This window comes from Wolbachia endosymbiont of Nomada ferruginata (assembly GCF_001675785.1).
Taxonomy (GTDB): domain Bacteria; phylum Pseudomonadota; class Alphaproteobacteria; order Rickettsiales; family Anaplasmataceae; genus Wolbachia; species Wolbachia pipientis.
Window position 1 is genome coordinate 1 of the sequence record NZ_LYUY01000005.1, and the last position, 26,437, is coordinate 26,437.

A 26,437-nucleotide genomic window follows, 5' to 3' on the forward strand; every position below is an offset into this window, starting at 1 on the left:
GGTCTCAGGGTTTGATAAATATTTCCAAATCGCACCGTGTTTTCGTGATGAAGATGCAAGGGCTGACCGCTCTCCTGGGGAATTTTACCAGCTAGACCTTGAAATGTCTTTTGTGACTCAAGAGGACATATTTGACGTTATTGAATCTGCTTTATATAAAGTGTTCGCCAAATTTTCTCGCAAGTCTGTCGATAAAGATTTTCCACGCATTACATACAAAGAGGCAATGCTTAAGTATGGTTCTGACAAGCCAGATTTGCGTAATCCACTATTAATCAGCGATGTTACAGAAATTTTCCGTGATTCAGGGTTCAATATTTTCAAAAGCAATATTGAGCGTGGTATGGTAGTGAGAGCCATCCCTGCACCTAAAACAGCAGAGGAACCACGCAGCTTCTTTGATAAAAAGATAGAACATGCGCAAAAAGAATTCGGTGCTAAGGGTCTCGGATATATAACGTTTGATAAAGATGGAACTGCGAAAGGCCCAATTGCTAAATTTCTTGATGAAAATAGGCTAAACCACATAAGAGAAGCAACAAACATAGAGCCAGGAGATAGTGTATTTTTTGCTTCTGACAAAGAGAATGAGGCGGCAAACATTGCAGGAAAAGTACGCACTCTTTTAGGGTCAGAACTCAGTCTTATAGATGATAATATCTTCAAGTTTTGTTGGATCATTGATTTTCCATATTTTGTATATGACGATAAAAGTAAAAAAATCGATTTCTTTCATAACCCATTCTCCATGCCACACGGTGGTCTGAAAGATTTAGAGGACAAAAATCCACTGGATATCCTTGCTTACCAATATGATCTTGTTTGCAATGGAATAGAACTGTCAAGTGGGGCGATTCGTAATAACAAACTGGATATCATGTATAAAGCTTTTGCCATTGCAGGTTATAGCCGGGGAGAAGTTGATACAAGATTCGGTGCACTTGTACGTGCATTCAGATTTGGTGTTCCTCCTCATGGTGGAATAGCACCAGGAGTTGATAGAATAGTTATGCTGCTTGCTGATGAGCCAAATATTCGTGAAGTAATCTGTTTTCCTATGAACCAGCAAGGTGAAGATGTTCTAATGGGTGCTCCTTCCAAGGTGGAGGATAAGCATTTACGTGAGTTGTCTTTGCAGATCATTGAGTGAAAAATCTTATAGCAAGGAGCACCGGTTAATGATATATTAGGTTATGTTAAATCGAAAGATTATGACTAACATCCAAAAGGCAATACTATCGGGCATAATCTGCAACATGATTATATGGTATGAATTAACTCTATTTGGAGTTTTAACACATATAATAAGCAATGTTTTTTTTCCTTCAGAAAGCGATTATTTAAACACAATCAAATTTCTTGGTAGTTTTGCAATTGGATTTGGATTTAGACCACTTGGTGCATTTATTTTTGGTTACATTGGAGATAAATACGGCAGAAGGAAAATTTTGCTGACTTCCGTAATATTAGCTTCGATATCATCTACTGCAATTGCGATTATACCAAGCTTTAAAGAAATAGGAATATTTTCTCCTATACTGCTTCTGCTTTGTAGAATAACACAAGGAATGGCAGCAGGTGGAGAAACAAGTATCAATTCAGCTTTTTTAATAGAGCATTCAAGCGATAAAAAAAATCTAGGCTTTTTAGGTAGCATGAAAGCTTTTAGTGGTGCTCTTGGTTCTATTACATGCTTTGTAATGATAGCTGTTTGCAAAAAGTTTACAGGTGAAAATTATGAAATTTGGGGCTGGAGGTTGCCCTTCTATTTCTGCTTCATTATGGGCATAATAGGCTTTTTAACAAGATATATAATGGAAGAGAGCTTAGCATATAAAGTGCACGATCAAAATAAAAGCTTATCTAATTCTCCATTTTTAGAGTTAATCAGGGACTATAAAAAAGCATTTGTGATAGCAATTGGACTTGGTATTGCTCAAAATGCAATCGTTTATTCAGCAATCATGTTTTACAACATATCTGTAAAAGAATTTACCCTGTCAGGCATCGATATTAAAAATGTAGTAAGAATTATAAGCGAAATTATATTTGGAACATCTGCAGTGTTGTTCGCAACGTTATCTGATAAAGTTGGGAGGAAAAACGTGATGGTTCCTGTACTAATAGTATTAGCTTGCGCTAGCTTACCGGCATTTTCGCTACTGTCCTATGATAACCACTATGTTATAACGCCCACTTATTGGCTAATAACCATACCAATAAGTGCATCTTTTGGAATATATAATTCTCTTGCTTGCAAGTTATTTCCAACGAAAGTTAGGTGCACGGGCTTTAGCCTCGCACATAACATATCTGCAGGAATATTTGGTGGCCTTTCTCCATCCATATGCATGTGGCTTATAGAAAAAACCGAAACAAAACTTGCAGCAGGCATTTATCTTACTGCCTGCGCATTAATTAGCCTAATATCTGTGCTTCAAATTAAAGCCAAAGACAGAAAAGTTGATTGGTGAAATCGTTTCAGTCGAAAAATAGCGCTTCAATGGATTTTTCGATGTGTTTAGTGATAGGAGCGGTGATAGTGATTTCTTTATTGTTTGGCAGTTTTAAAGATAAAGAATGCGAATGAAGGTGAATTTTATTTGCTATCCCATCAATAAAAGCTTTTTTACCACCATATTTACCGTCACCAAGAATAGGGCAATTTATATGAGCTAAATGTGCACGTAACTGATGGGTTCTGCCGGTAATTGGTTGTAATTTTAAATAAGCAACATTGTGTTTGGATTTTGCTATAATTGAAAAATGCGTAGTGGCATTCTGAGGTGAATTTTCATCAACGACCACTTTTTCTTGACCTGAAACATATTTTTTCACCAATGGATAGTCTATTGTTCCACTATCCTTGCTCGGTATGCCAGAAGTTAATGCTAAATAAGTTTTTTTTACTCTTCGTCCTTTAAATTCTTCCATAAGGTATCTGGCAACATTAGCGTTGCGTGCGAATATTATCACTCCACTCGTATCTCTATCTAGCCTATGGACAATTTTAAATGTTTCTCCCTCTCTTATTTGGTCAAGCAAATCACTCATGCTAATCTTTACTTTTACGCCACCTTGAACGATGACCCCTGCGGGTTTGTTTATAGCTAGTATATATTCGTCTTCATATAATATGTTCTCTCTTAGTAGATTCACTAACTTTTCATTATATTTGCGATCAGAATTAGCGTTTTCAATATAATTCAAGTGCTTCAGCGTTATAGTTTGCCCAGAATTTACTCTATCACTGGACTTTGCTTTGCAATCATCAACTTTGATTAATCCTTTCCTTAAAGATTTTTCAATTACAGATTGCTTTAAATCAGGAAAGATTCTTCTGATGTACCTATCCAGCCTAACGTTATCGTCTTCTATTAATATGGTTTTTATACTTTGTAGCATTCCATTCTTTATAATGAATATCTAGTGAAATGTCAATTATTGGTGTCATTCCAGTGTCAAGCACTGGAATGACACCGAAGGGGCTACTGCCGTCATAAAGGAACCAGTGTCAGCTACTCGGATGACAGGAGAAGGAGACTACTGAGATGACAGCTAGCCTGACAACCGTCATCCCGCTGCTTGTTAGCGGGATCTAGAGATACCGCGAATGAATCGCGGTATGACGGTTCGCGGCGGCATGATGTAGAGCTTGCGTTAGCTATACTTTTATACTCACCAACTCAGCTGGATCCAAGTAGTTAGAGCACTGGGATGACAAAAAAAGGAGGGCACTTGGATGACGGGAGAAGGAGCTATTTGGATGACATCGTTTACTATACAATGTTTGTACAGTTCTGGATAAAAAAATTAGCTAACAAATTTATAAATATCAGTATACAGCTCATCAACGCTTGGTTCTTTACTATTTTTGGCAAAATCTTCCGACTTTTTTACTAAATCACGTATTTCCTTATCAATTACTTTGCACTCTTCTTCTGAAGCCATTTTATTATCTGTCATGTATTTCTTTAAAGTGCTTATAGGGTCATGATTTTGCTTCATATCTTCAACTTCTTCTTTTAAGCGATAAGTAGCAGGATCTGACATTGAGTGACCGCGATATCGATATGTCTTCATTTCAAGCAGGATAGGCCCTTTTCCGCTGCGTGTGTGTTCCGCTGCTTCGCTTGTAGCCTCATAAACAGAGAAAAAATCCATTCCATCAACTTGTTTTCCAGGAATACCAAAACTTTCTCCTCTTTTATATAACTCTGTTACTAAAGTTGACCTTTGCACGGAGGTTCCCATTGCGTATTCATTATTTTCTATGATGTAAACCACAGGCAACTCCCACAAAGATGCCATATTAAACGATTCATATACTTGTCCTTGATTTGCAGCACCGTCGCCAAAATATGTAAATACCACATTATCTTTTTTCTTATATTTATTAGCAAATGCTATTCCTGTGCCAATTGGAACTTGTGCTCCCACTATTCCATGCCCGCCGAAGAATTTTTTTTCAACGTCAAATACGTGCATCGAACCACCTTTACCTTTCGAGCATCCTGTTTCTTTGCCGGTAAGCTCTGCCATTACAACATTTGGATCAGAATCACATGCGAGCATTAAGCCATGGTCTCTATAACTTGTGATAAAAGCGTCACCTAATTTTGATGCAGCTTGAGTTCCAACTGCAACTGCTTCTTGTCCTATTGATAGGTGACAGAACCCGCCTATTAATCCCATCCCATATAATTGTCCTGCTTTTTCCTCAAATCTGCGTATGAGTAGCATTTTCCTGTAGAATCCAATTATCTGTTCTTTAGTGAAATTTTCTGCTTTCATATCGATTTCTTTTTCATTAAACTAACACAATACCAGGAATTTTAAATTTTTGCTAATGAACTATTACCATTGGCTTGAGGCTTTTCACGTTATCTCTGTTATCATGTGGATGGCAGGTATGCTTTATTTACCCAGGCTTTATGTCTACCATGCAACTGTAAAACCGGGATCGGAAAATGATAGCTTGCTTCAAACAATGGAAAAGAGGCTACTTAGATATATCATAAACCCTGCAATGCTTTTCTCACTTGGTCTTGGAATTACACTAATGGTTATTAGGGAAGCATATCGTGAAGGATGGTTTCATGTAAAAGCATTTGCAATACTTTTGATGTTAATTATTCATATGCTACTTGCAAAATATAGGAAAAATTTTGCAATGGGTTCGAATAAGAAGTCACATATTTATTTTCGCGTTTTAAATGAAGCAGTTACAGTATTGATAATAGTTATAGTTATTATGGTTGTTGTAAAACCTTTTTGACTGACCTTACCCAAAAAAAGCAGAAAGCTCGTATCTGTTCAGATGCATGGCTAATGTACAATACTGAAATAAAAATTCCAGTGCTCCCTTTCTTGTCATCCCAGTGCTTGACACTGGGATCCAGCTTTCTTTACAAATTCACCAAAAGTGCTTCATTCTATAACGCAAAACCCATACTCACCAAACTCAATGCATTACTTGCAATTAAGTTTCCTGGATGCCAGTGTCAAGCTACTCGGATGACACCATTCTTTTTCCTGGATCCCAGTGTCAAGCACTGGGATGACAAGAAGAGGGCACTGCCCTCTTGGATGGAAGCCAGTGTTAGCTACTTTCATGACACCCTGACAACCGTCATCCCGCTACTTGTTAGCGGGATCTAGAGATACCGTGATGGTATGACATAGGGGTTGCCGAGAACTTGTCATCCCAGTGCTTGACACTGGGATCCAGTTTTTCGTATAATTTTGTCAAAATCTATTGTGCTAGCAAGTTCACTAGCGTCACGCGCTGGTCTGTTAGACATTTACGTGTAGGGTGAAGAAATTTTGAAAAAGACATACCAAATATGAAAGGCCTATATATTAAAACTTACGGCTGTCAGATGAACGTTTATGACTCCGTTTTAATGGAAAATGTAATTAAACCTTTGGGGTTCAACGTTGTTAGTGATGCAGGGAAAGCCGATTTAGTGATACTGAATACTTGTCACATTAGAGAGAAGGCAGCAGAAAAACTTTACTCAGAGCTTGGGAAGATTCATTCGTTACGAAAAGAAATGACTATAGTGGTGGCTGGGTGTGTAGCGCAAGCAGAGGGAGAAGAAGTGTTCAGAAGGGCTCCTTTTGTTGATATTGTTGTTGGTCCGCAGAGTATCGCTACCTTACCGGAGCTGATAGTCAAAGCAAGCAGAAGTAAAGGTCATGTAATAAACACTGATTTTCCTGAAGTTGCAAAGTTTGATAAATTGCCAGATGAATGCTATGGCAATAGCCAGGGGTCTTCTGCATTTCTTGCCATACAAGAGGGTTGTGATAAATTTTGTACGTTTTGTGTAGTGCCCTATACTCGTGGAGCTGAGTATTCACGGCCAGTAAATGAAATATTTCGTGAAGCATTGAAATTAGTTGCAAATGGGGCAAATGAGATCAATTTGCTTGGTCAGAACGTCAATGCTTACCATGGGGAGTGCGAAGGGGAAGTGTGGGATTTAGGAAAATTAATTAGTCATATTGCTAAAATTGAAAAGCTAGAGAGGATTCGTTATACAACTTCTCATCCAAGAGATATGCATGAATCTCTCTACTTGGCACATGCGGAAGAGCCAAAGCTCATACCGTTTGTTCACCTGCCTGTGCAGTCTGGTTCGAATAAAATATTGCACGCGATGAACAGGAAACACACTGCAGAGGAGTATTTGGAAATAATAGACAGATTTCGCAAATTGAAACCTGAAATCGAATTTTCTTCTGATTTTATTGTTGGTTTTCCTGGAGAAACCGAAAAAGATTTTGAAGAAACTATGAAATTAGTAGAAAAAGTTAGATATGCTCAGGCTTATAGTTTTAAATACAGCCCAAGACCAGGCACACCGGGAGCGGAAAGAAAAGATCAAGTACCAGAAGAGGTTAAAACAGAGCGCCTTCTTCGTTTACAGAAATTAATTAGTAAGCAACAACTTGAGTTTAACCAGAGTATGGTAGGCAAAACTATACCTGTTCTATTTAGCGATAAAAAAGGTAAACACCAAAACCAAATTATTGGTAAAAGCCCATATATGCAATCAGTGTGCATTGATGACCCTGAAGATAAATACAGGGACAAAATAGTAAATGTGAAAGTGTTGGAAGCTCGGCAGAGTAGTTTGCTGGGGTGTGCATTTCACTGATTTTAAGCAGCGTTAAATATAAGTCTTAAGCAAAGAGCATTGAAAAAATGCAATCATAATCTTTTTCAAAAGTTACAAAGTTTAATTGCTACCTCTGCTGAACGGGTACCTTAAACCTACAAATTTGAGCTTACCTATATCAATTTTTTGTACAAGATGAGTTAGTAACAACTTTATGTATAAAATTGAAGAAGAATAAAAATACAATAACGAGCATTAAATTAAATATTCCCACCTTTAAAAAACCCTCTTTATATATTTCTAAAGATTCTAAATAATTTATTTTACCATTTACTGAAGGAACTGACATAAATTTTGATATTGCAACTCCGGCTAGGTTAGAAAACGCTAATGACAGCATTACTATACCCATCACTACTCCTCTAAGGTTTTTGGGGGCTAGTGTAGTTGCTTGTTCTTGGACTAATGGAGCAATACATAATTCTCCCAGTCCCATAAAGGAGATAGCAATTATTAAATATAAGTATTCTACTTTACCTTCAATGTTAGAGTTTAAACATCCTATGTACAGTGTGAAAAAACACATAGCCATTGTCAGAAGGCCAAGGGTAAACATGGAAGTTGCATATTTTTGCTTAAACTTCATGTATGTTCCAAAAAGAAAGCCAAATATTATAATTGACAAAGGATTTATGGCTTGAGAAACTGAAGCTGGAATTGTTATACCTAATACATTGTTAATAACGTTTCTTTCGGTGAATAAGTTAACCAAAGAGCCAAGCTGCATTTCTAAAGCAAAAAAACACAAGAAAAATACCACAAGAATAGATAATGCCACTAATTTTCGTCTTTGTTCTGCTGATAATTTAGATATTATATAAGTAAATATGCCCAGAGCTGTTATTCCAACAAATATGAGCATATTAGTAAAAAATTCACTATGTATAAGCATTTTAGCAATTATTGATGATGACAGAAAGCTTCCTATCAATACTATACCAGAAATTTTAATCCCTAATATGCGCTTATTCATAAGCTCTGGATAAGGAGAAAGGCCGCTATCTCCTAAAAGATTCTGAAATTTGAGAAAAAAGATTAGCCCTATAGACATCCCAATACCAGCTAAACCAAAGCCGTAGTGCCAGCCAAACAAGTGGGCTACATAACCACATGAAATAGAAGCCAATATTGCTCCAATATTCACGCCTACGTAAAATAAAGTAAAGCCTCTGCTACGTTCAGGATCGTCTTTGCCATAGCATGAACTAAGTAAGTTAGTTACGTTCCCTTTAAACATACCAGTACCTATGGCTATTAGAGATAAACCTAAATATAATAAACCTGGTTCAAACTTAACCAATGACATGCAAGCATGACCTGCTATCATCACTATCCCTCCAAGCAACACCATGTTGCGGAACCCCATCAACTTATCAGCTAAAAAACCTCCAAGTATTGGTATAGCATAACCTGTTGCAGCAAATAATGAGTAAATAGTAAAGGCCCTCTCATCAGTGAAACCTAAGTGAGAAGTCAAAAATAGGACCAAAAGTGCCCTCATTCCATAGTAAGAGAAACGTTCCCACATTTCAACAAAGCACAACATTTTTAAAAATTGTGGAAACTTATCTGTCTTCTGATCCATAAAATACCCCTAAAGCTTGGGTTAATGTTAAGTAAAACAATAAAAACTGCAAGTAAAACTTAAAAAAAGGTATTGGAAGCTCGGCAGAATAGTTTGTTGGGGTGTGAGCTACGGAAATATTTTTGAATTTGTAATTTTTCAGAAAGCCCTATATTCTTTAGTTTTACATAGCGAACATGAAGTCAAAGCATTATCCTGATACAGTAAGTAGTCCTGATTTTTCATCGTTAGAAAAGGAAATCATAAAATTTTGGCAGGAAAACAAAGTTTTTGAGCGGTCAGTTGAAGAACGTTCCAAGGATAATTGTTTTGTCTTTTACGATGGGCCTCCGTTTGCAAATGGACTTCCGCATTATGGACATTTACTCACTGGTTTCATCAAAGACGCATTTGCAAGATATCAAACTATGCTTCAAAAAAGGGTTGAACGTAGATTTGGCTGGGATTACCATGGATTGCCGGCTGAGATGGGAGCAGAAAAGGAACTTGGAATATCTGGTAGAACTGAGATAGAGAAGTTTGGTATAGATAAATTTAACGATCATTGCCGTACTTCTGTGATGAAATTTTCATCAGAGTGGGAGAAGTATGTAAATAGGCAAGCAAGGTGGGTAGACTTTCACAATGACTATAAGACTATGGATAAATCATTCATGGAGTCGGTCATGTGGGCATTCAAGCAGCTTTATGATAAGGGTCTGGTGTATGAATCAGTGCGCGTTGTACCATATAGCTGGGCATGCGAAACTCCATTATCTAATTTCGAAACAAGGCTTGATAACGCGTATAGAGAAAAAGTTAGCAAAGCTGTAACTGTTGCATTTGAGCTTTTAGAAAACCCACAGCAATTTAAAAGTGTTAAACGAAAGTGTAAATTACTTGCTTGGACTACAACTCCTTGGACGTTGCCGAGCAACTTGGCTTTAGCAATAGGAAAAGATATTAAGTATTGTGCAGTGTCAGTCCACCCTTTGATGTCATTCCAGCGCGTGACGCTGGAATCTATTTCTGGATCCCAGTGTCTGGGCACTGGGATGACAGGGAGTAGTGAAGGAAGTTCAATGAATGGTGAAATATACATTTTTGCTGAAAGCTACTTAGAGAAATTTATCAGCCACTCTGAACAAAGCAATATTCCATATGAAAACTGCAATATAAAACTTAAAGCGAATGATCTTGCAGGTCTTTCTTACAAACCACTGTTTGACTATTTTAAAGACACAAAAAATGCATTTCGCGTTTTTATTGCTGATTATGTGACGGAAGAAGATGGTACTGGCGTTGTGCACACTGCTCCTGGATTTGGTGAGGAAGATTTTTACCTTTGCCAAAGCCATGATATTCCAGTTATTTGTCCAATTGATAACAGTGGAAAATTTACTGCTGAAGTTTCGGATTTAGCGGGAGTTCATGTTTTTGATACCAATGATACAGTAATAAAAAAATTGAAAGAACAAGGAAACTGGTTCAAAACTGAGCAATATATTCACAATTATCCACACTGCTGGAGAACTGACACTCCTTTGATCTATCGCACTATGCCTTCTTGGTATGTTGCTGTTACAAAATTCAAAAGCAGAATGGTAGAGCTAAATAAGAGAGTTAATTGGATACCAAACCACATTAGAGATGGTCAATTTGGAAAATGGCTTGAAGGGGCACACGACTGGTCAATTTCACGCAATCGATTCTGGGGTACGCCAATCCCTGTATGGAAATCAGACGATGCGAGATATCCAAGAGTAGATGTATATGGTTCAATAGAAGAACTGGAGAGAGATTTTAATGTTAAAATAGACGACTTGCACAGACCATTTATCGATACTTTAACAAGACCAAATCCTGATGATCCAACAGGAAAATCAGTTATGCGCCGTGTACCTGACGTGTTTGACTGCTGGTTTGAATCTGGCTCGATGCCATTTGCGCAAGTCCACTATCCGTTTGAAAATAAGGAGTGGTTTGAATCTGCGGATTTTATCACTGAATACATAGCGCAAACCAGGGGGTGGTTTTATACGCTCTTTGTATTGTCCACTGCTTTGTTTGATAGGGAACCATTTAAGAACTGCATATGCCACGGTGTTGTTTTGGATGTAAAAGGGCAAAAATTGTCCAAACGTTTGAATAACTATGCAGATCCAATGGAGGTTTTTGATAGATACGGTTCTGATGCACTGCGTTTTCTTATGCTTTCTGGATCCATTGTTTGTGGTGGTAATTTGCTACTCGATAAAGAAGGAAACTCAATACGAGATGTTCTGAAAAACGTAATAAAACCTATGTGGAACAGTTATCACTTTTTTACTATGTATGCAAATGCAGATGGAATTAAAGCTGAAGTGTGTAAGGATTATCAAAGTACTATTGATCGCTACACGATTTCCAAATGTTTTGAAGCTGTAGAAAGTATCCAAGCTTCTATGAACAGCTATAACTCCCAAGAGGCTTGCAAAATTTTAATGAACTTTTTTGAAGTGCTAAATAATTGGTATATTCGTCGCAGTCGCGAGCGTTTTTGGAAAAGTGATTTGGATCAGGATAAAACTGATGCTTATAATGTTCTATATACGGTTTTTTATTACATACTTCGTGCTGCAGCTCCTTTGTTGCCACTTATAACAGAGACTATATGGCAAGGGCTTAAGTATGAAGAAACATCTGTTCATTTGGCTAATTTTCCACAATTAGAGAAGTTTGATAGTCAGCTCATTGCCAAGATGGATTTGGTGAGAGAGATGTGCAACTCTGCACTCTCTATTAGAAACACTTTTAATATACGTATCAGGCAGCCACTTGGCAGTATGAGGATTTATCATCAGTCTTCCTGCGGTTTTCTTGAAGATGAATATCAAGAGATGATAAAAGATGAGGTAAATGTAAAAAAACTGGAGTTAGTAAACAGACTTGAAGATATTGCATCACTAGAGTTAAAACTCAACTTCCCTATGCTTGGAAAGAGAGTTCCGGAGAAGATTAAGACACTGGTTCAATATGTTAAACAAGGAAAGTGGAAACAAGTTGAATCCGGTGTCATCCGAGTAAATGACACTGGGATCCAGACGCAGATTCCAGCGTCACGCGCTGGAATGACAGAAAGAGGTCTCATATTTTTGGGGGACGAGTCAGAAAATTACATCATAGAAAAAGGCGAATATGAACTATTATTAAAAGCAAACAGTGAATTTTCCTCCGTGTTTGATACCAACAAAGGGATTGTGATTCTGAACACCACTTTAAATGATGAATTGATTCTAGAAGGGCTTGCAAGAGATGTTGTGAGGCTCATTCAGGAAACCAGGAAACAAGCTGATTTTCATATGTCCGATAGAATCAGAGTAATAATCAAAACAGGAGATGAGAAAATTAAGGAAGCAATAAATACGTGGATTGAATATATAAAAGAGCAGACCCTTACCTTATCTTTGGACATTAATACAGAAATTGGAACTAACTTTTATTCTAAAGAATATCAGGATTTAAGTGTTGGTATTAGGTTAAATTATTAGTAGTTGAAAGTTGTCATTGTTTATGCTATACTTAGGTTACTTGAGGTAAGGTTATAATATGAATAAGGCTGTTGCAGATGATTATGGAAAAGTTGTTGATTTGAATAACAATAGTGATGATTTAGGTAAAGTAGAATCTGTTGCTACTTTGGAGGAGGAAGAAGAGTTTTTTGATGCTATGGAAGAACAGGAACCTGTTTCTAATGTAGAAGAAGGGAATAATTTAGGTCTTGCTACTTCAGAAGAGGAAGAAGAATTTTTTGATGCTGTGGAAGAACAAGAGCCGTTAGCTAATTTTAACGTTCCACTCAGTATATTTCATTATAAAGATTATAACTCTGATTTTTTTACTTCTTGGTATAATATATCAAGTAGAATATTTAAAGAGGTAAATCGAGCTTGCCCGGAGAAGAAAGTATTAAATTTAGCTCTATCAGTTTTAATGTTTCCTTATATAGTTTTCACTGCGTTAGGATTAGCCGTATATAATAAATTAAAAACAAATGATAAGACACAAATCAGTTCAGAGGAGAATAAAACAAAAAAAAGTGAAGTAAGTGAAAGTACAGCAAAAAGATTGGCATATGGTGTTCTTGCTGCAATAGCAATTTTTGTTAATATGGCTGTACTTGTAGCCTTAGTTGTTCCTGCAACAATTGCTTTGGCTACTTTTTATCTTTTAAATAGAGATTTATCTCACTCTTTAGTTACTGCTCTTAAAATAAGTATGGGGCGGTATTCTAATAAGCATCAAAATATTGAGGTGTCTTTTCATGAAAAGGAAGTTACTGGACCAAATATTGCGTGGGATATGGAAATAGAATTTCCACCGCAATTTAAACGATTGCTTAGAGATTTGTATGAAAATGAAAATAACAAGTGGTTTGATGTGACGCGGGATTCAGAGCATAGCATCGTACTGAAATTGTCAACTAACATCAATTTAAAAAATGGTCTTAAGCCCTTACGCAATGAAATCAAGGATGTGCTTGCAACTTCTATTCAGGAATTTGCGAAGACTATGGAAGAACTGATAAAGCTAGAAAAGAAAGAGATTACATATGATAAATTGAAGGAATTGTTGGACGAATTCAGGTTAAAAGTGGTAAGTAGCATAGATTTTAAGTTGACAACTCACTTAATATACAACGCCTATCAAGTTGCCTTTATACAAGCAGTTAGGTTTCATCTGGATAGACGGAAAGAAGGTTTTTCACTGGAAGATGAGATAAAAAATTCTTTAGTGAGACAGGAATTAGAGAGTCAAGGTAAGGAATTACCAGGTGAGAAAGAAGTGATAATAAGAGATCTGAAAAAAGCAGGAGCAAAAGTACCGGATGTTTTAGATGATAGTGAGCTTCCTATATTTAAAGCAGAATGGAAGCGGCTTAAAGAAGAAGGGAAGATAGCTAAGAGAACAATTATTGATGTTTATAAATATATACATAGTAGAGAAACAGAGACAGCTCTAGGTAATGCTAAAGAAGAGATTGATCTTTTAAAAAAAGAAGGACAAAAAAGATATATTAGGATACATGAAAAATTGAAAGAAATATATGGAGATGTAAAAAAGAATAATTTAGCAGGTGATGTTTTAAGAAGAAGGTTAGAAGGTCTTTTTAAGTTCGAGTATGATGATCAAGAAGTTGAGCAAAGGCTAGTAAAATCAGTAATGAAAAAAGCCAAGGGTGAGTTAGGCCTATTAGGCATGCTCAGCTTAATAGACCAGTTTCGGGATTTAGAAAAGGAGATAAAAGGTTCTTTGAGTGAGAATTTAAAAGAAGCTTCAGATAAAGTAAATGCTTTTGTAGCAAACATATATTTAGAAATAACGAAATGCAAAATACAAAATGTACTCAAAGGCCAAGCAAAGGGTATAGAGGATTCATGTAAACTGTTAGAGGAAAAGGAGCCGGATTTAGTACAGAGGATTAATGCGCACCGAGCGGAAATTGCAGAATGCTTAGAGCAACCTATATCGTTAAGGAAAGTAATAGAAGAAAATGAGGATTTAAACAAATATTTAGAAGGTGAGCGAAATAGGAAAGGAGAACAGCATCCAAGTACAAAATTAATAGAGAAGCATTTGAAAAATAACCAAGAAATTCTCAAAGCATTAAAACAGTTAGAATTAGAAGAAAAAGGATTGTTGATAAATGAAGAAACAAAAAATGATTATATAGAAGAACTAGAATCTCGCGAAAAAATAAAGTTTGCAATAATAGAGGGTGATTTACTGAAGGAGTTCGAGCGTGAAACTTTTAACACAGAAGCAGTTAAGAAGTTGTTAGAGGAAGCGGAACTTGAATACTATTTGGCAGAAAAATGCATAAAAAGTCCTGTGATAAAAACAAAAAATAATATCAAGTACTTTTATCAAGGTTTATTGTCTCCTTTGATAGATAATTTGACAAAAGATATAATAAATAATATACCAGGAAATAGTGAAGGTTGTATACAGAAAGTTAAGAACTGGAGTAAAGTTATGTTTGGTGCAATAAAGATTGGAGCATCAAATGCTTATAAAGAGACTACAGAGAGAAAAGCGTTAAATGTGGCACATAATACTTATAAAGAAGGAGAGACATTTCTTCAATGTTTTCAGTCAAATTATGAAGGTGTTGGAGCCTTTTTAGGTGATTTATTTTCTGATGATGGGGTAACATTTAAAAATGATGTGTGGCCTAAAATAGAAGAGCATTTGCATGGAATGTGGGATAGATTTTTCAAGGATATTGAATTCAATATTGGAAATAAATTGGATGAAGTAAGTGTGACACAGCAACGGCAGGAAACTATGATTGTGACTCAACGATAAGTTCTCAAAGTTCCTCCGGTATTTTCACATACTAAATTAACTATAGCACTTGATTCTTTTTGGATCTCTTTTTCAGTTAAAGTGTGAGTTGGAGAGCAGAAAGTAACTGACAATGCTATAGACATCTTATTCGATTCTATATTATTTCCATGGTGTACGTCAAATACTAAAACTTCTGTGATGAGCTCTGAGCTTTTTTTTACCACATTGATTATGTTACCTACTTCCACATCCTTATTTACAATAAATGCGAAATCACGTTTTACACTTTGGTATTTATAATCGATAAATTTCTTTCTACTTACAGGTAAATTTCCGATATTTTCTAATATTACCTCAAAGCCTACAACTTTTTGTTTGATATCAAAAAAATCCAGTATACTTGGATGCAGTTCTCCAAAATAACCAACTATTTTACTTCTAAAAGATAAGGTGCCTGACTTTCCTGGATGATAATATTCTTTTTCTGCTCTCTCTATCGTTAAATTATCGCAATTGACGTTAAAAAACTCCAAAGCTGCTATGCAATCAGCCTTTGCGTCAAAAACATCTACTTTCCTATCAGTATTATAATGGTTTCGCGGTAAATTATTTCCTGTTCTTATTCCACTTAAGACATGTTTAGACTGAGCTTCACCATCGTAAATCGGCCCGATTTCGAAGATTGCAAGATCAGATATTCCATGGGCAATATTATCAGCAGTAACTTGCAATAAATTTGGCATAATACTTGGTCTCATTATATTAAAGTTATTGTTAAACGGATTATCGATGATAAATAACTTATTCGAGTAACCAAATTTTTCAGCTGTTGATTCACTCATAAACGACCAGGTTAGCACTTCATGAAACCCTCTGTTTGTCATCAAAATACGCAAATTGTCGTATGTACTATCTACTTCTTCAACATTATTTGGTAGTGGTTCTTCTTTTATTTTGTCATAGCCGTATATCCTTGTTACTTCTTCGATTAGGTCAGCCGGTATTGTCACGTCCGGTCTCCAGCTTGGTACTTGTACATTCCAATTGCCTTCGGTTTTTTTATCAATACTAAACCCTAGTTTCGTTAAGATATCAAGCACCTCATCAGGCGATACAGACACACTTCCAAACTTGTTCACATCCTGATAATCAAAGCTCACCTTGGTGTCAGCACTATCTAAACTGCCAGCAGACACTACGCTTGAGGTTTCTCCACCACATAAGTCCAGAATCATTTTAGCTGCAAGGTTGAGTCCATCAAAAGTAAATCCAGGATCAACTGAACGTGCAAATCTGTAACTAGCGTCTGTGGAGATGCTCAGCTCCCTTGAGGATTTAGCAATAGAGATTGGATCGAGCAAAGCTAATTCCAAAAAAATATTGGTAGTTTCAAAAGTACATTCACTGCACTTACCACCTATAATTCCAGCAACTCCATGAATATTTTTATCATCAGAAATAACGCTCATGTCTTTGTTTAATAAGTATTCTTTACCGTTTAAACCAGCAAATTTTTCTCCGTCGTTTGCTTTGCGTACTGTGAGCTCTCCTTCTATTTTTTTTGCATCATACGCGTGCATTGGGCGGCTGAAAGATATCATAATATAGTTCGTGATATCAACTATTGCAGAAATGGAGCGCATTCCTATCGATTCCAGCCTATCTTTTAACCATTTTGGGCTTTCTTGATTTTTTACATTGGCGATGTATATTCCACTAATAAAACTTTCCCCGTCAGTAACTTCAACATCGATTGGTGAATTTATGGAGCTGGTAAGTTGTGGAATGCTTAAAGTCTTTAATGTCCCAATTCCAGTTGCAGCAAGGTCGCGAGCTATTCCATAAATGCCTAAGCAATCTCCACGGTTTGGGGTAACATTTATATCAATTACAGGGTCACAATTGAAAAATTTATCCCCTACTTTATAATCATCGGAAAGCTCGATTATTCCTTCACTTTCCTCTTGAACCAGCGCAAGTTCAGAAGCAGAGCAGAGCATCCCTTCACTTAGCACTCCTCGTATTTTTGTGGGCTTGATTGTGAAATCACTTTCTGGCAATGTGCTACCAAGAGATGCAAGCACAGTTTTCATACCTTCTCTAACATTGTTTGCTCCGCAAACTATTTGTAGAATTTTACTCCCGTCATCTACTTTACATAATTTTAATTTATCAGCATTTGGATGCTGTATCACCTCTAATACTTCTGCAACAATAAGACCAGCTAATTTGGTATTGTCGATCACATCTTCTACTTCCAACCCTATGTGAGTTAACTTATCGGTAATTTCTTCTAAACTAGCATTGGTTTCTAAGTGTTCTAATAACCAAGATAATGTGAATTTCATGAACCTTTAAAGAAATAAAAGAGTTATTGTAATATAAAATGTAGTGCTTTTAAAGCTTGTTGTAATGGAATAAAAGGTAACTTCTGTATCACAAGCACAACTGTACGAACATTGTGATACAAGAAACTAAGAAAGATGTCATCCCAGTGCCCTGACTACTTGGATCCAGAAAACTTAATTTTAAATGAGTACACCAGGTGGTTGTACAATAAAAACTGGATTCCAGTGTCAAGCACTGGAATGACACCACCTACTACGCAAATTATCTACAAATTGCAATGTTTGTACACTAGAGCATTACAAGCAACGATGTAGAAGCTTTTGTAACTTTATATCTTCTTGTAAAGAGAAAGAATTTTTTCTATGTCACCTTCTAGGGTTATCTGCCTGGACTGATGAAAATTAAACTTATGGTCATTTTCACAGACTGTACCGATGTAATCATTAATAGTGAAGTTTCCTATCACATTGTGACTTTCATCTAGTACTTCACCTTTTTGTGAGTGGTGATCAGTATATCCATTAAAGTCACTATCCGTTAGCTTGATGTACCCATCTCCAAGCTCCTGTTCTAAATCTAAAGGTAGATTAATAAAATCCATTTCATTCATAATAAGCCTCATATTAAAAATTAAATTATAATTAAAATAAAATGTTAAGTCAAGATATTGAATAATTTAATAAGATTAGTAAATTTTAAAATACAGAGCTGACTGTAATTAACACTCTAATTACATATTTTGTTAATGTATCAATGTTATAATAACACAGAGCTCTATCTTAATTCTTGACTTTGTCCTATAAAATTCATACTTTATTTACTGTTGATAATTCAGATTAAAATGGCATTAAATCCGCTGGAGCAGTTTAAAGTATATACAATAATAGAGTTACCTAGGTTATTTGGGTATGACGTAAGCTTTACCAATTCATCTCTTTTCACGATGATTTCGGTGATATTGGTGATACTCTTTTTGCTTTTTGGAATAAAGAAGGGGGCAGTAATACCAGGATATTTGCAAGCTGCAGTTGAGTATGTATATGATTTTGTTATTTCAATAATAGAAAATAACACTGGAAGCAAAGGCTTGCAGCACATTCCATTGATATTTACAGTGTTTATTTTCATTTTATCATGTAATTTGGTTGGTGTTCTTCCTTATAGTTTCACGGTCACAAGTCATGTGATAGTCACCTTTGCTTTATCGATGGTGGTTTTTATTTATATAACGATTGTTGGATTTAAAGAAAGGGGAGTAGAATTTTTACGCATATTGCTACCAAAAGGAACTCCTTCGTGGCTTGCACCTATAATAATTATTATTAAGTTGTTTGCTTATTTAGTAAGACCGATTAGCCTATCAATAAGGCTTGCAGCAAATATGATTGCTGGTCATACAATCATCAAAGTGATAGCAGGGTTTATTGTAAATATGAACATATTTCTCACTCCTGCGCCGTTTTTGTTCATAATTGCATTGATAGGGTTTGAAGTATTTGTTGCAATTTTACAAGCTTATATATTTACTATATTAACATGTGTATATTTGTCAGATGCAGTAAAGTAATTGACTTCCTTGTAGAATATTTTACAATTATATTATAAAGAAATAGTTAAGGGTAAATATATGGATTTAGTAGCTTTAAAATTTATAGCAATTGGTTTAGCTGTGTTTGGAATGCTCGGTGCTGGTTTAGGTATAGCTAATATCTTCTCTGCTATGTTAAATGGGATTGCGAGAAACCCTGAATCAGAAGGTAAAATGAAAAGTTATGTTTATATTGGTGCTGCCATGGTTGAAATCATGGGATTGCTTGCGTTTGTACTTGCAATGTTATTAATATTTGCTGCTTAACAGATGCCACAGCTTGATGTTTCAACCTTCTTTTCTCAAGTTTTTTGGTTTTTAATTTTTTTCTCTTCACTTTTTTTCGTAGTAAGTTGTTTATTTTTGCCAAAGTTAGATGAAATAATAAGCACTAGAAGTAAAGAAGTATTGGGTTCTTTTAATAGTTCTGTTCATCTTTTAAGACTTACGGAAGATCAGATTACCAAGTATAACGCAGCTTTAACCCAAGCTAGAATACAGGCAAAAAAAATCATAGATGATGCACTTGCTCAGGTAGAAGAAATGAGAGCTAATGTTAAGAATATATTAGAAGAGGAAGACAAAAAAAAGAGCAAGCTTATTGAAAAAAAAGTGGCAGAATTTAAATCTGAATATACTGATCAGTTAAAACAAATGGCTACTAGTATTGCTTTAATTTATTATACTAAATTGACTAATTCTGAAATTGAAGAGGAATTTATTGCTGACTTGGTGTCCAAAGAATTTTAGGGGTTTTTATGTCTACATCACTGATTATCGGTCTTGCCTTCTTGGTAAGTTTTGTCCTTTCGTATAAATTGCTAAAGAAAGTGATAAAAAATGCGCTTAACAATAAGCGTAACAAAAGCAAATTTTCAAGTGAAGAAACTGAAAAATTCAGGAAAGATATGTTGGAGTATTACAAAAAATCTTCTAAAAAATACAAAGAATTAGATGCAGAAGTTAATAAAATGATGAATGAAGCACTTGATAAAGCTAATAGTATCATTAAGCACAATAGACAGCAGCTAGATCAGACATTAGATGACAATGCCCATTCTAACTTGAAGAAAGTCACTGACCAAGTTGAAAAAGCTCTTGGAGATTTACAGGCTAACACAGCGAATATAGCTGCTGATGCTGTAAAAAAAATAATGCATGAACGTAAAGATGATAAGCGTAGTAGCGAGGTCATATCTTCATTTTCACGTGACTTAAATAAAAAATTGCATTAGGTTCAATGCAACAATTGCCTATACTTCAAGCTGATAATGTAGAAAAAATTAAGTTTGATTCTAGTTTGTGCAAAGAGCCAGAGAAACTTTTTTACTATAAATTTAATATAATTCCTTGGCAAAAATTAAATAATACTACTTTTTTTATGGTTGAAGACACAAGCCGAGATATCAACCGTTGGGTCGAAGCTCATTACGGTATTGACTATGTATTAATAAAAGTGGATAGCGAACAGATTTTAAATCTTCTTAACTCGCACTTTGGTATTTCAGAATTTGCAAGCAACTACTTATATTACAAGAATCCTAATTTTTCAGCTAAAAGCATTAAACTAAGCTCAATATTTTTTGCTTCTTTCTTTATTGTAACTTCAATTTTAACACTAACAGAGAAATATACATATTTTGCTTTGATGTTGATATTTATAATCGGATGTTCTAGTTATTTATTCAAGTTTATAGCTACAGTTTTTAGCTTATGTGAAACCTCCAACCAAAAAGTGGATTATAGTAAGCTGAATGAAGAAGATTTTCCTATATATACTATTTTATTGCCTGCTTTTAAAGAAAGTGCAGTGATAGAGCAATTGATCGAAAGCATTGAAAGTTTGAATTATCCAAAATCAAAATTAGATGTGAAGCTTCAGGTAGAAAGTGATGACCAAGAAACGCTAGCAGCTATAGAAAAGTACACTTTACTGCAGTATTTTGAAGTAATAAAAGTGCCTCATTCTTTGCCTAGAACAAAAGCCAAGTCATGCAATTATGCTATGAGCTTTGCTAGAGGAAAGTATGCAGTAATATATGATGCGGACGATAAACCAGACCCATTGCAGTTAAAAAAAGCACTGATTGAATTTAATAAGGGCGACGATAAGTTAGCCTGTGTACAGGCGAAATTAAATTACTATAATTGTGATTATAATTTTCTCACAAAATCCTTTTCTCTGGAGTATATGAACTGGTTTCAATACTTATTGCCTGGATTCCAAAAAATGAACATGCCAATGCCTTTGGGTGGTAGCAGTAATCATTTTTCAGTAAAAATTCTAAAAAAAGTGTTTTTCTGGGATGCTTACAGTGTTACCGAAGATGCTGACCTCGGTTTGAGACTTGCGCAAATGGGATATAAAACCAGGATGATTGACTCAGAAACATTGGAAGAGTCACCAATTGCTGTATTTGCTTGGATTAAGCAAAGAGCGCGCTGGATCAAAGGCTATATGCAAACTTATATTGTTCATTTAAAAAATATAAAGTCACTTTATAAACACACTGGATTTAAGGGAATTTTGCTATTGAATCTTTTTGTTGGCTCTGCAGCTTTTATATTTTTTACTACTCCATTTTTACTGCTTTCATTGATATTAACTAAAGTTTTAAATGAATTATTTTTGTACTACTTTGTAGTGGTATACGTTACTAACCTGATTCTTTTGGTAATAGCTGTCAAACAGCAAAAGATGCCTTTTTATTTTTATATAGTATCGATATTTTTTCCGGTCTATAGTCTGCTACATAGTGTTGCAGCTTTTCTTGCCTTATGGGAATTTATTCTTTACCCTGAGCGATGGAACAAAACTCAGCATGGTTTATGGAAGCAAAACCTGTAGCTATTTGGCTTTTTCTCTGCTGTATTATGGTAATTCTCATGGTGGGGATTGGTGGATTTACCAGACTTTCAAAAGCAGGATTGTCAATCACGGAGTGGAAACCTATTACTGGAACATTACCACCACTGAATGAGCAAGACTGGCTACAAGAAAAATTAAAATACGAAGCTACACCTGAGTATAAAGCATTCAACTATGGTATGAGTATGGAGGAGTTTCGCGCTATATACTTAATAGAGTATGTGCATAGATTAATTGCAAGACTAACAGGTTTAGTTTTTGTCCTGCCATTTATATATTTCACATTAAGAAGAAAAATATCTAAAAAGGTAGTAATAAGGCTATTTATGGCATTATTATTTGGAGCTTTACAAGCTTTTGCTGGTTGGTATATGGTTAAAAGTGGTTTAGTAACTGAACCTCATGTTAGCCACTATAGGCTTGCACTTCACTTATTATTAGCATTAATTATCTTTGCATTATTGTCATATCAATTTTTTGATTACCAAATATGGATCCCAGTGTTACGTACACAACTATACGAACATTGCAGTATAAGAGTAATTTTCACCAAGAAAGATGTCATCCCAGTGCCCAGACACTGGGATCCAGAAAACTTAACTTTAAATAAGTGGCTGCATAGTAAAAGCTGGATTCCAGTGTCAGCTACTTTCATGACACCATTTGCTGTGCAATTTATTTTCAAAAGTAAGCGTTCGTACAGTTGTGTGTCAGCTACTCGGATGACAGGATTTCAATCTACTAACAGTAGTATATATTACACAATACTTATTCTGATTCTAATTGTAATACAAATAATTTTCGGCGCATTTGTTGCGGGATTAAATGCTGGTTTGATTTACAATACCTTTCCACTAATGGACGGACAAATCGTTCCAGAAGATTTATTTTTCTTACAGCCTATATGGCTGAATATCTTTGAGAACAGAGCGACAGTGCAATTTATACATCGAGCACTGGCATTGCTAATACTAACTTTGGTAGTAATACTCACAGTAAAAAATGCTAGCGTAAAACCGGTATATATTATGCTGCTCTCCATGATCATTCAGATAATTTTAGGAGTGGTTACTCTTTTGTTACACATACCAATAGCCATTGCCATAGCTCATCAAGTGTTTTCATTTATCTTGTTTGGGTCAAGTTTGTACTTCTTGTGTTATTTAAGAAAGCAGACTACATCACCAATCTGCACATTTTTTCCTTCTTGAACGGGAATATTTTTTATCACCATTGCTGCTTCAGCACATATGATATTTTCCATTTTCATTGCCTCCACCACAAATAAAGGTTGTCCTATTTCTATCTGATCTCCTACATTTACGTGTAATTTAACTAATAAGCCAGATATTGGGGATTTTACAGCATCTACTGAAATCTCTTCTGTTTTATTGTTTAGCATTAACTTACTTAATTCAGCTACATGAGATTTGAATACACAACATTCAGCTTTCATGCCTGCATGTCTTATGAAGTATTTACTGCCTTGTTTTTCTACTTTAAATGTTATATCAGCATCATCATTAATTGTAATATATAGTAATTTATGACTTGATTTCCACTTGCCTATAACGGAGTATTTATTGTGATTATATACTGTTATTAATATATTATCTTGGTATTTTGCATTTACGGAGTACTCATTGTCATTTATATTCACTATGAATAAATCTCTTGCACGGTCACCTGCCATCCGAGTAGCTGATACTGGTGCCCCTTCTTTTTTACTAGTCACGCGCTGGAATGACACCTGAGATGTTTTATTCACTGCTTCGTAATAGTACCTTTCTTCATTTTCCAAATGAACATATAACGCAGTGAAAATAAATATTTTAATATACTCCTCTGTAACAAAATCGCCGTGAAACCCACTGGGGTAATGGTCTGGAATGAATCTCGTGTGGAGCTTTGCTGCGATAAAATTTGGGTGATGGAAGATGGATTCTAGAAATTCTATATTATTTGTTACTCCTTCTATATAGCATTCAGACAATGCTTTTTGCATTCTGCTGATCGCTTCTACTCTATCTTTTCCATATGTTATAACTTTTGCAATCATTGAGTCATAGAACGTGCTAATTTCTGAACCTGCAGCAACTCCATCATCTATTCTTACATAATCATTTTCACCCGGTTTATCGTAATATTTTATTCTTCCGCTGGAAGGGAAAAATTTCTTCGATGGGTCTTCAGCGCAAATTCTACTTTCTATTGCAGAACCAGTAAGTTTAATATCATCCTGATTGAATCTCAATTTCTCTCCACAGGAAGTTCTAATCATTTCTTCTACTATGTCTATTCCAGTTATAAATTCTGTTACTGGATGCTCAACTTGCAATCTCGTATTTACCTCAAGAAAATAGAAGTTTTGGTCTTTATCTACAACAAACTCAACAGTGCCTGCTGAAAAATAGCCAACTTGCTTTGCCAGAGAAACACATTGAACATACATTTTTTGTCTTACTTCTTCACTAATGAATGGACTTGGCGTTTCTTCTATTATTTTCTGATTATTCCTTTGTATCGAGCATTCTCTTTCTCCAAGACAAACTATATTGCCATATTTATCTGCTATGATTTGTATTTCAATATGTCTTGGCAACTCTATATATTTCTCTATAAAGATACTGCCATCCTTAAAACTTTTCTCTGCTTCATTTGTGGCTGATGTAAATGCTAGTTCAATTTCTTTTTTGGAGTTTACAATTCGCATTCCTTTGCCACCACCGCCTGATGCAGCTTTGAGCATAACGGGAAAACCGACCTCTTTAGCAACTTGAGCTGCGTGGGCAGCATCGCTGATCTTACCCATATATCCTGGCACTACATTCACTCCAGCTTTTCTTGCCGCTTCTTTTGCTGTTATTTTGTTGGCTGTAACTTCTATTGTTTCTGCACTGGGACCTATGAAATCTATATTGTGTTTTTGCAAAGCACGTGGAAAATCTGGATTTTCTGCTAAAAAACCATAGCCAGGATGAACTGCCTCAGCACCTGTTTCAACTGCTACTTCACATATTTTTTCAATGTTTAAATAACTGAGGCAAGATGGCGAAGGGCCGATATATCTTGACTCATCTGCTTGTCTTACATGCACAGAATTTACATCTGCATCCGAATATATGCATACACAAGATATACCCATCCTACGAGCAGTTCTGATAATCCTGCAGGCAATTTCTCCTCTGTTTGCTATTAAAATCTTACTGTACTTCTTTTCCGTCATCGTATAAGTATACTTTCTTAAGCTGAGAAAGTAAATTTCTATATCATTGCCTGCAACTTTTTGTTATATATCAGACAGCCACCCTTGCAAGATCTGTACTACTAAAAGTTTCCACTGGAGTGCTCATGTCATGCAAGTTATGTATCTCACTACACACTTTGCCTGACAGATACGCAGCCCCACCAGAAACTATCCCAGCCATCGTAGCCAGTGCAAGAGATTGAGAAACTAAAAATAAAAAGTATAAAGACAAACATAAAGCAGCAATGCACGCTATAGCTCCTACTATATATAAACACAGGTGAAACTTCTGATTACATATAAGACTGTCTTTTATGCCTGCAATTTCTCTTACTTCTTTCTTAACATCCTTACTAACCCAATCAAGAGGAGTCCTTTTAGATTTATCTAACGCACATCTATTGCCTAATGCATTTTTAATGTAACTTTTAAAATTTTCTGATTTTTCTTTTGTTACTTTTTCCGAAGAATCCAAATGCTCAAATATTCCTCTCACTACATCCGGTAATATCCTCATCTTCGCCGCTATATGGAATGGATTTTCATGATCGTCATTGTACTCTAATAAACGAGCATCACTTTCAATACTTTTTTTGAAAATGAACAAAAATCTTTCAATATTTTTTGTTCTTGCAGCTAAATGCAAGAGATTGTCTCCCCACACTATTAGTTTTATTTTATCAGATGGACCAGTGTGGCTCCAACTTATATTAGCTTGTTCGAGCAAGCTTTCTATATCTACAGATCCAATCATAACATACCTCGCTATATTTAACCAACACTAAATTATACAACATAACTTTATGAAAAACAAGTAAATCTTATCTCTCAGAATAAATAAATTCCACATTGTTACAAACGTGGATTTTGGGTATCATAGCCTATACTTTACTGTAACAATAACATGCCAGACGTAGTCACTAGATTCGCTCCATCACCCACAGGGTTTTTGCACATTGGAGGGGCTCGTACTGCTTTATTCAATTGGCTCTATGCAAAGCATCATGGTGGCAGGTTTTTGCTAAGGATTGAAGACACCGACAGAAAACGTTCAACGCAAGAAGCAATTGATGCAATTATAGAAGGGCTAAAATGGCTCGGTGTGAGCTGTGATGGGGAAATAGTATATCAATCAAAAAGAATAGAGCGGCATAAAGAAGTAGCAAACCTTTTAGTTGAGAAGGGTAGGGCATATCACTGTTACTGTCCTGAAAATGAAGTTGCAGAAAAGAAAATAAAAGCAAGAGAAGAGGGCAAGATATATAAGCACAAATGTATTAGTGTGACATCAGACGTAAAGCCT

At 35.5% G+C, this 26,437-nt stretch carries 22 protein-coding genes and 1 pseudogene; 16 read left to right on the forward strand and 7 right to left on the reverse strand.

From position 1 onward, the window contains the following. Both aspS and BA053_RS00540 read left to right on the forward strand, forming a co-directional pair. Nucleotides 1–1,150: aspartate--tRNA ligase (gene aspS, locus BA053_RS00535; protein ID WP_065106648.1), on the forward strand; the 1,150-nt coding region annotated here is incomplete at its 5' end. A gap of 61 nt (nt 1,151–1,211) precedes the next feature. After that, nucleotides 1,212–2,474, forward strand: coding sequence for an MFS transporter (locus BA053_RS00540; RefSeq protein ID WP_065094726.1), 1,263 nt, complete (start codon nt 1,212–1,214; stop codon nt 2,472–2,474). A gap of 7 nt (nt 2,475–2,481) precedes the next feature. Here the strand turns inward: BA053_RS00540 and BA053_RS00545 are convergent, their stop codons facing one another. After that, nucleotides 2,482–3,405 (reverse strand): RluA family pseudouridine synthase, encoded by a 924-nt coding sequence (locus BA053_RS00545; RefSeq protein WP_006279888.1) that lies wholly within the window; start codon nt 3,403–3,405, stop codon nt 2,482–2,484. Between the two features lie 180 nt (nt 3,406–3,585). Here BA053_RS00545 and BA053_RS08255 point away from each other — a divergent pair, with 180 nt between their 5' ends. Then, nucleotides 3,586–3,708, forward strand: coding sequence for a hypothetical protein (locus tag BA053_RS08255; protein ID WP_255356226.1), 123 nt, complete (start codon nt 3,586–3,588; stop codon nt 3,706–3,708). Between the two features lie 105 nt (nt 3,709–3,813). Here BA053_RS08255 and pdhA read toward each other — a convergent pair whose 3' ends face one another. Next, nucleotides 3,814–4,794: a pyruvate dehydrogenase (acetyl-transferring) E1 component subunit alpha gene (gene pdhA / locus BA053_RS00550; RefSeq protein ID WP_065094725.1), complete on the reverse strand. Its 981-nt coding sequence runs from the start codon at nt 4,792–4,794 to the stop codon at nt 3,814–3,816. A gap of 55 nt (nt 4,795–4,849) precedes the next feature. Between pdhA and hemJ the strand changes: the two genes are divergently transcribed. The 3 genes from hemJ (at nt 4,850) to miaB (ending at nt 7,166) form a co-directional block, all read left to right on the forward strand. Beyond that, complete coding sequence (hemJ, locus tag BA053_RS00555) at nt 4,850–5,278, forward strand: protoporphyrinogen oxidase HemJ (RefSeq protein ID WP_010082641.1); 429 nt, start codon at nt 4,850–4,852, stop codon at nt 5,276–5,278. Nucleotides 5,279–5,331: 53 nt separating this feature from the next. After that, on the forward strand, nt 5,332–5,661 hold the full coding sequence (locus BA053_RS00560; RefSeq protein WP_156518006.1) for a hypothetical protein: 330 nt from the start codon (nt 5,332–5,334) through the stop codon (nt 5,659–5,661). Nucleotides 5,662–5,846: 185 nt separating this feature from the next. Beyond that, the gene (gene miaB, locus BA053_RS00565) at nt 5,847–7,166 is read left to right on the forward strand and encodes a tRNA (N6-isopentenyl adenosine(37)-C2)-methylthiotransferase MiaB (RefSeq protein WP_065094723.1); all 1,320 of its coding nucleotides are present in this window, start codon (nt 5,847–5,849) and stop codon (nt 7,164–7,166) included. Nucleotides 7,167–7,305: 139 nt separating this feature from the next. On the opposite strand, the gene BA053_RS00570 is transcribed toward miaB, so the two are convergent. Beyond that, nucleotides 7,306–8,772, reverse strand: a complete 1,467-nt coding sequence (locus BA053_RS00570; RefSeq protein ID WP_065106650.1) for a peptide MFS transporter — start codon at nt 8,770–8,772, stop codon at nt 7,306–7,308. Between the two features lie 176 nt (nt 8,773–8,948). Between BA053_RS00570 and BA053_RS00575 the strand changes: the two genes are divergently transcribed. Together BA053_RS00575 and BA053_RS00580 are read left to right on the forward strand one after the other, a co-directional pair. Further along, nucleotides 8,949–12,281, forward strand: a complete 3,333-nt coding sequence (locus tag BA053_RS00575) for a class I tRNA ligase family protein (protein WP_065106651.1) — start codon at nt 8,949–8,951, stop codon at nt 12,279–12,281. 58 nt (nt 12,282–12,339) lie between these two features. Continuing rightward, a complete protein-coding gene (locus BA053_RS00580) occupies nt 12,340–15,099 on the forward strand; it encodes a coiled-coil domain-containing protein (RefSeq protein WP_065106652.1) in 2,760 nt (919 codons plus the stop codon). On the opposite strand, the gene pheT is transcribed toward BA053_RS00580, so the two are convergent. Next, on the reverse strand, nt 15,090–17,429 hold the full coding sequence (gene pheT / locus BA053_RS00585) for a phenylalanine--tRNA ligase subunit beta (RefSeq protein ID WP_065095485.1): 2,340 nt from the start codon (nt 17,427–17,429) through the stop codon (nt 15,090–15,092). The genes BA053_RS00580 and pheT overlap by 10 nt on opposite strands. Nucleotides 17,430–17,585: 156 nt before the next feature. On the opposite strand from pheT, the pseudogene BA053_RS08675 reads away from it, so the two are divergent. After that, nucleotides 17,586–17,741: pseudogene (locus BA053_RS08675) on the forward strand (WPE palindromic element domain-containing protein); the annotation flags it as partial. A 17-nt stretch (nt 17,742–17,758) separates the two neighbouring features. Here the strand turns inward: BA053_RS08675 and BA053_RS00590 are convergent. After that, nucleotides 17,759–18,040 carry a hypothetical protein gene (locus BA053_RS00590; protein ID WP_065094796.1) on the reverse strand — a complete coding sequence of 94 codons (282 nt, stop codon included), beginning with the start codon at nt 18,038–18,040 and terminating at the stop codon, nt 17,759–17,761. Between the two features lie 231 nt (nt 18,041–18,271). Between BA053_RS00590 and BA053_RS00595 the strand changes: the two genes are divergently transcribed. The 6 genes from BA053_RS00595 to BA053_RS00620 are packed head-to-tail and all read left to right on the forward strand — an operon-like array spanning nt 18,272 to nt 23,098. Then, the gene (locus BA053_RS00595; protein ID WP_065094795.1) at nt 18,272–18,997 is read left to right on the forward strand and encodes a F0F1 ATP synthase subunit A; all 726 of its coding nucleotides are present in this window, start codon (nt 18,272–18,274) and stop codon (nt 18,995–18,997) included. A 60-nt stretch (nt 18,998–19,057) separates the two neighbouring features. Next, a complete protein-coding gene (locus tag BA053_RS00600; RefSeq protein WP_006014985.1) occupies nt 19,058–19,285 on the forward strand; it encodes a F0F1 ATP synthase subunit C in 228 nt (75 codons plus the stop codon). Between the two features lie 3 nt (nt 19,286–19,288). Continuing rightward, on the forward strand, nt 19,289–19,768 hold the full coding sequence (locus tag BA053_RS00605) for a F0F1 ATP synthase subunit B family protein (protein WP_010962584.1): 480 nt from the start codon (nt 19,289–19,291) through the stop codon (nt 19,766–19,768). 8 nt (nt 19,769–19,776) lie between these two features. After that, a complete protein-coding gene (locus BA053_RS00610; protein ID WP_065094793.1) occupies nt 19,777–20,253 on the forward strand; it encodes a F0F1 ATP synthase subunit B family protein in 477 nt (158 codons plus the stop codon). Between the two features lie 14 nt (nt 20,254–20,267). Continuing rightward, nucleotides 20,268–21,866 carry a glycosyltransferase family 2 protein gene (locus BA053_RS00615; RefSeq protein ID WP_065095486.1) on the forward strand — a complete coding sequence of 533 codons (1,599 nt, stop codon included), beginning with the start codon at nt 20,268–20,270 and terminating at the stop codon, nt 21,864–21,866. Beyond that, nucleotides 21,824–23,098 (forward strand): COX15/CtaA family protein, encoded by a 1,275-nt coding sequence (locus BA053_RS00620; protein ID WP_245611037.1) that lies wholly within the window; start codon nt 21,824–21,826, stop codon nt 23,096–23,098. Before BA053_RS00615 ends, BA053_RS00620 begins: the two co-directional genes overlap by 43 nt. Here the strand turns inward: BA053_RS00620 and BA053_RS00625 are convergent. Together BA053_RS00625 and BA053_RS00630 are read right to left on the reverse strand one after the other, a co-directional pair. Then, nucleotides 23,047–25,113, reverse strand: a complete 2,067-nt coding sequence (locus tag BA053_RS00625; protein ID WP_065094792.1) for an acetyl-CoA carboxylase biotin carboxylase subunit — start codon at nt 25,111–25,113, stop codon at nt 23,047–23,049. The two genes, BA053_RS00620 and BA053_RS00625, sit on opposite strands and share 52 nt — an antisense overlap. Nucleotides 25,114–25,183: 70 nt before the next feature. Then, nucleotides 25,184–25,888: a hypothetical protein gene (locus tag BA053_RS00630; protein WP_065094791.1), complete on the reverse strand. Its 705-nt coding sequence runs from the start codon at nt 25,886–25,888 to the stop codon at nt 25,184–25,186. A 150-nt stretch (nt 25,889–26,038) separates the two neighbouring features. Here BA053_RS00630 and BA053_RS00635 point away from each other — a divergent pair. Then, the coding region (locus tag BA053_RS00635; RefSeq protein WP_245611534.1) for a glutamate--tRNA ligase family protein at nt 26,039–26,437 on the forward strand (399 nt) is incomplete at its 3' end.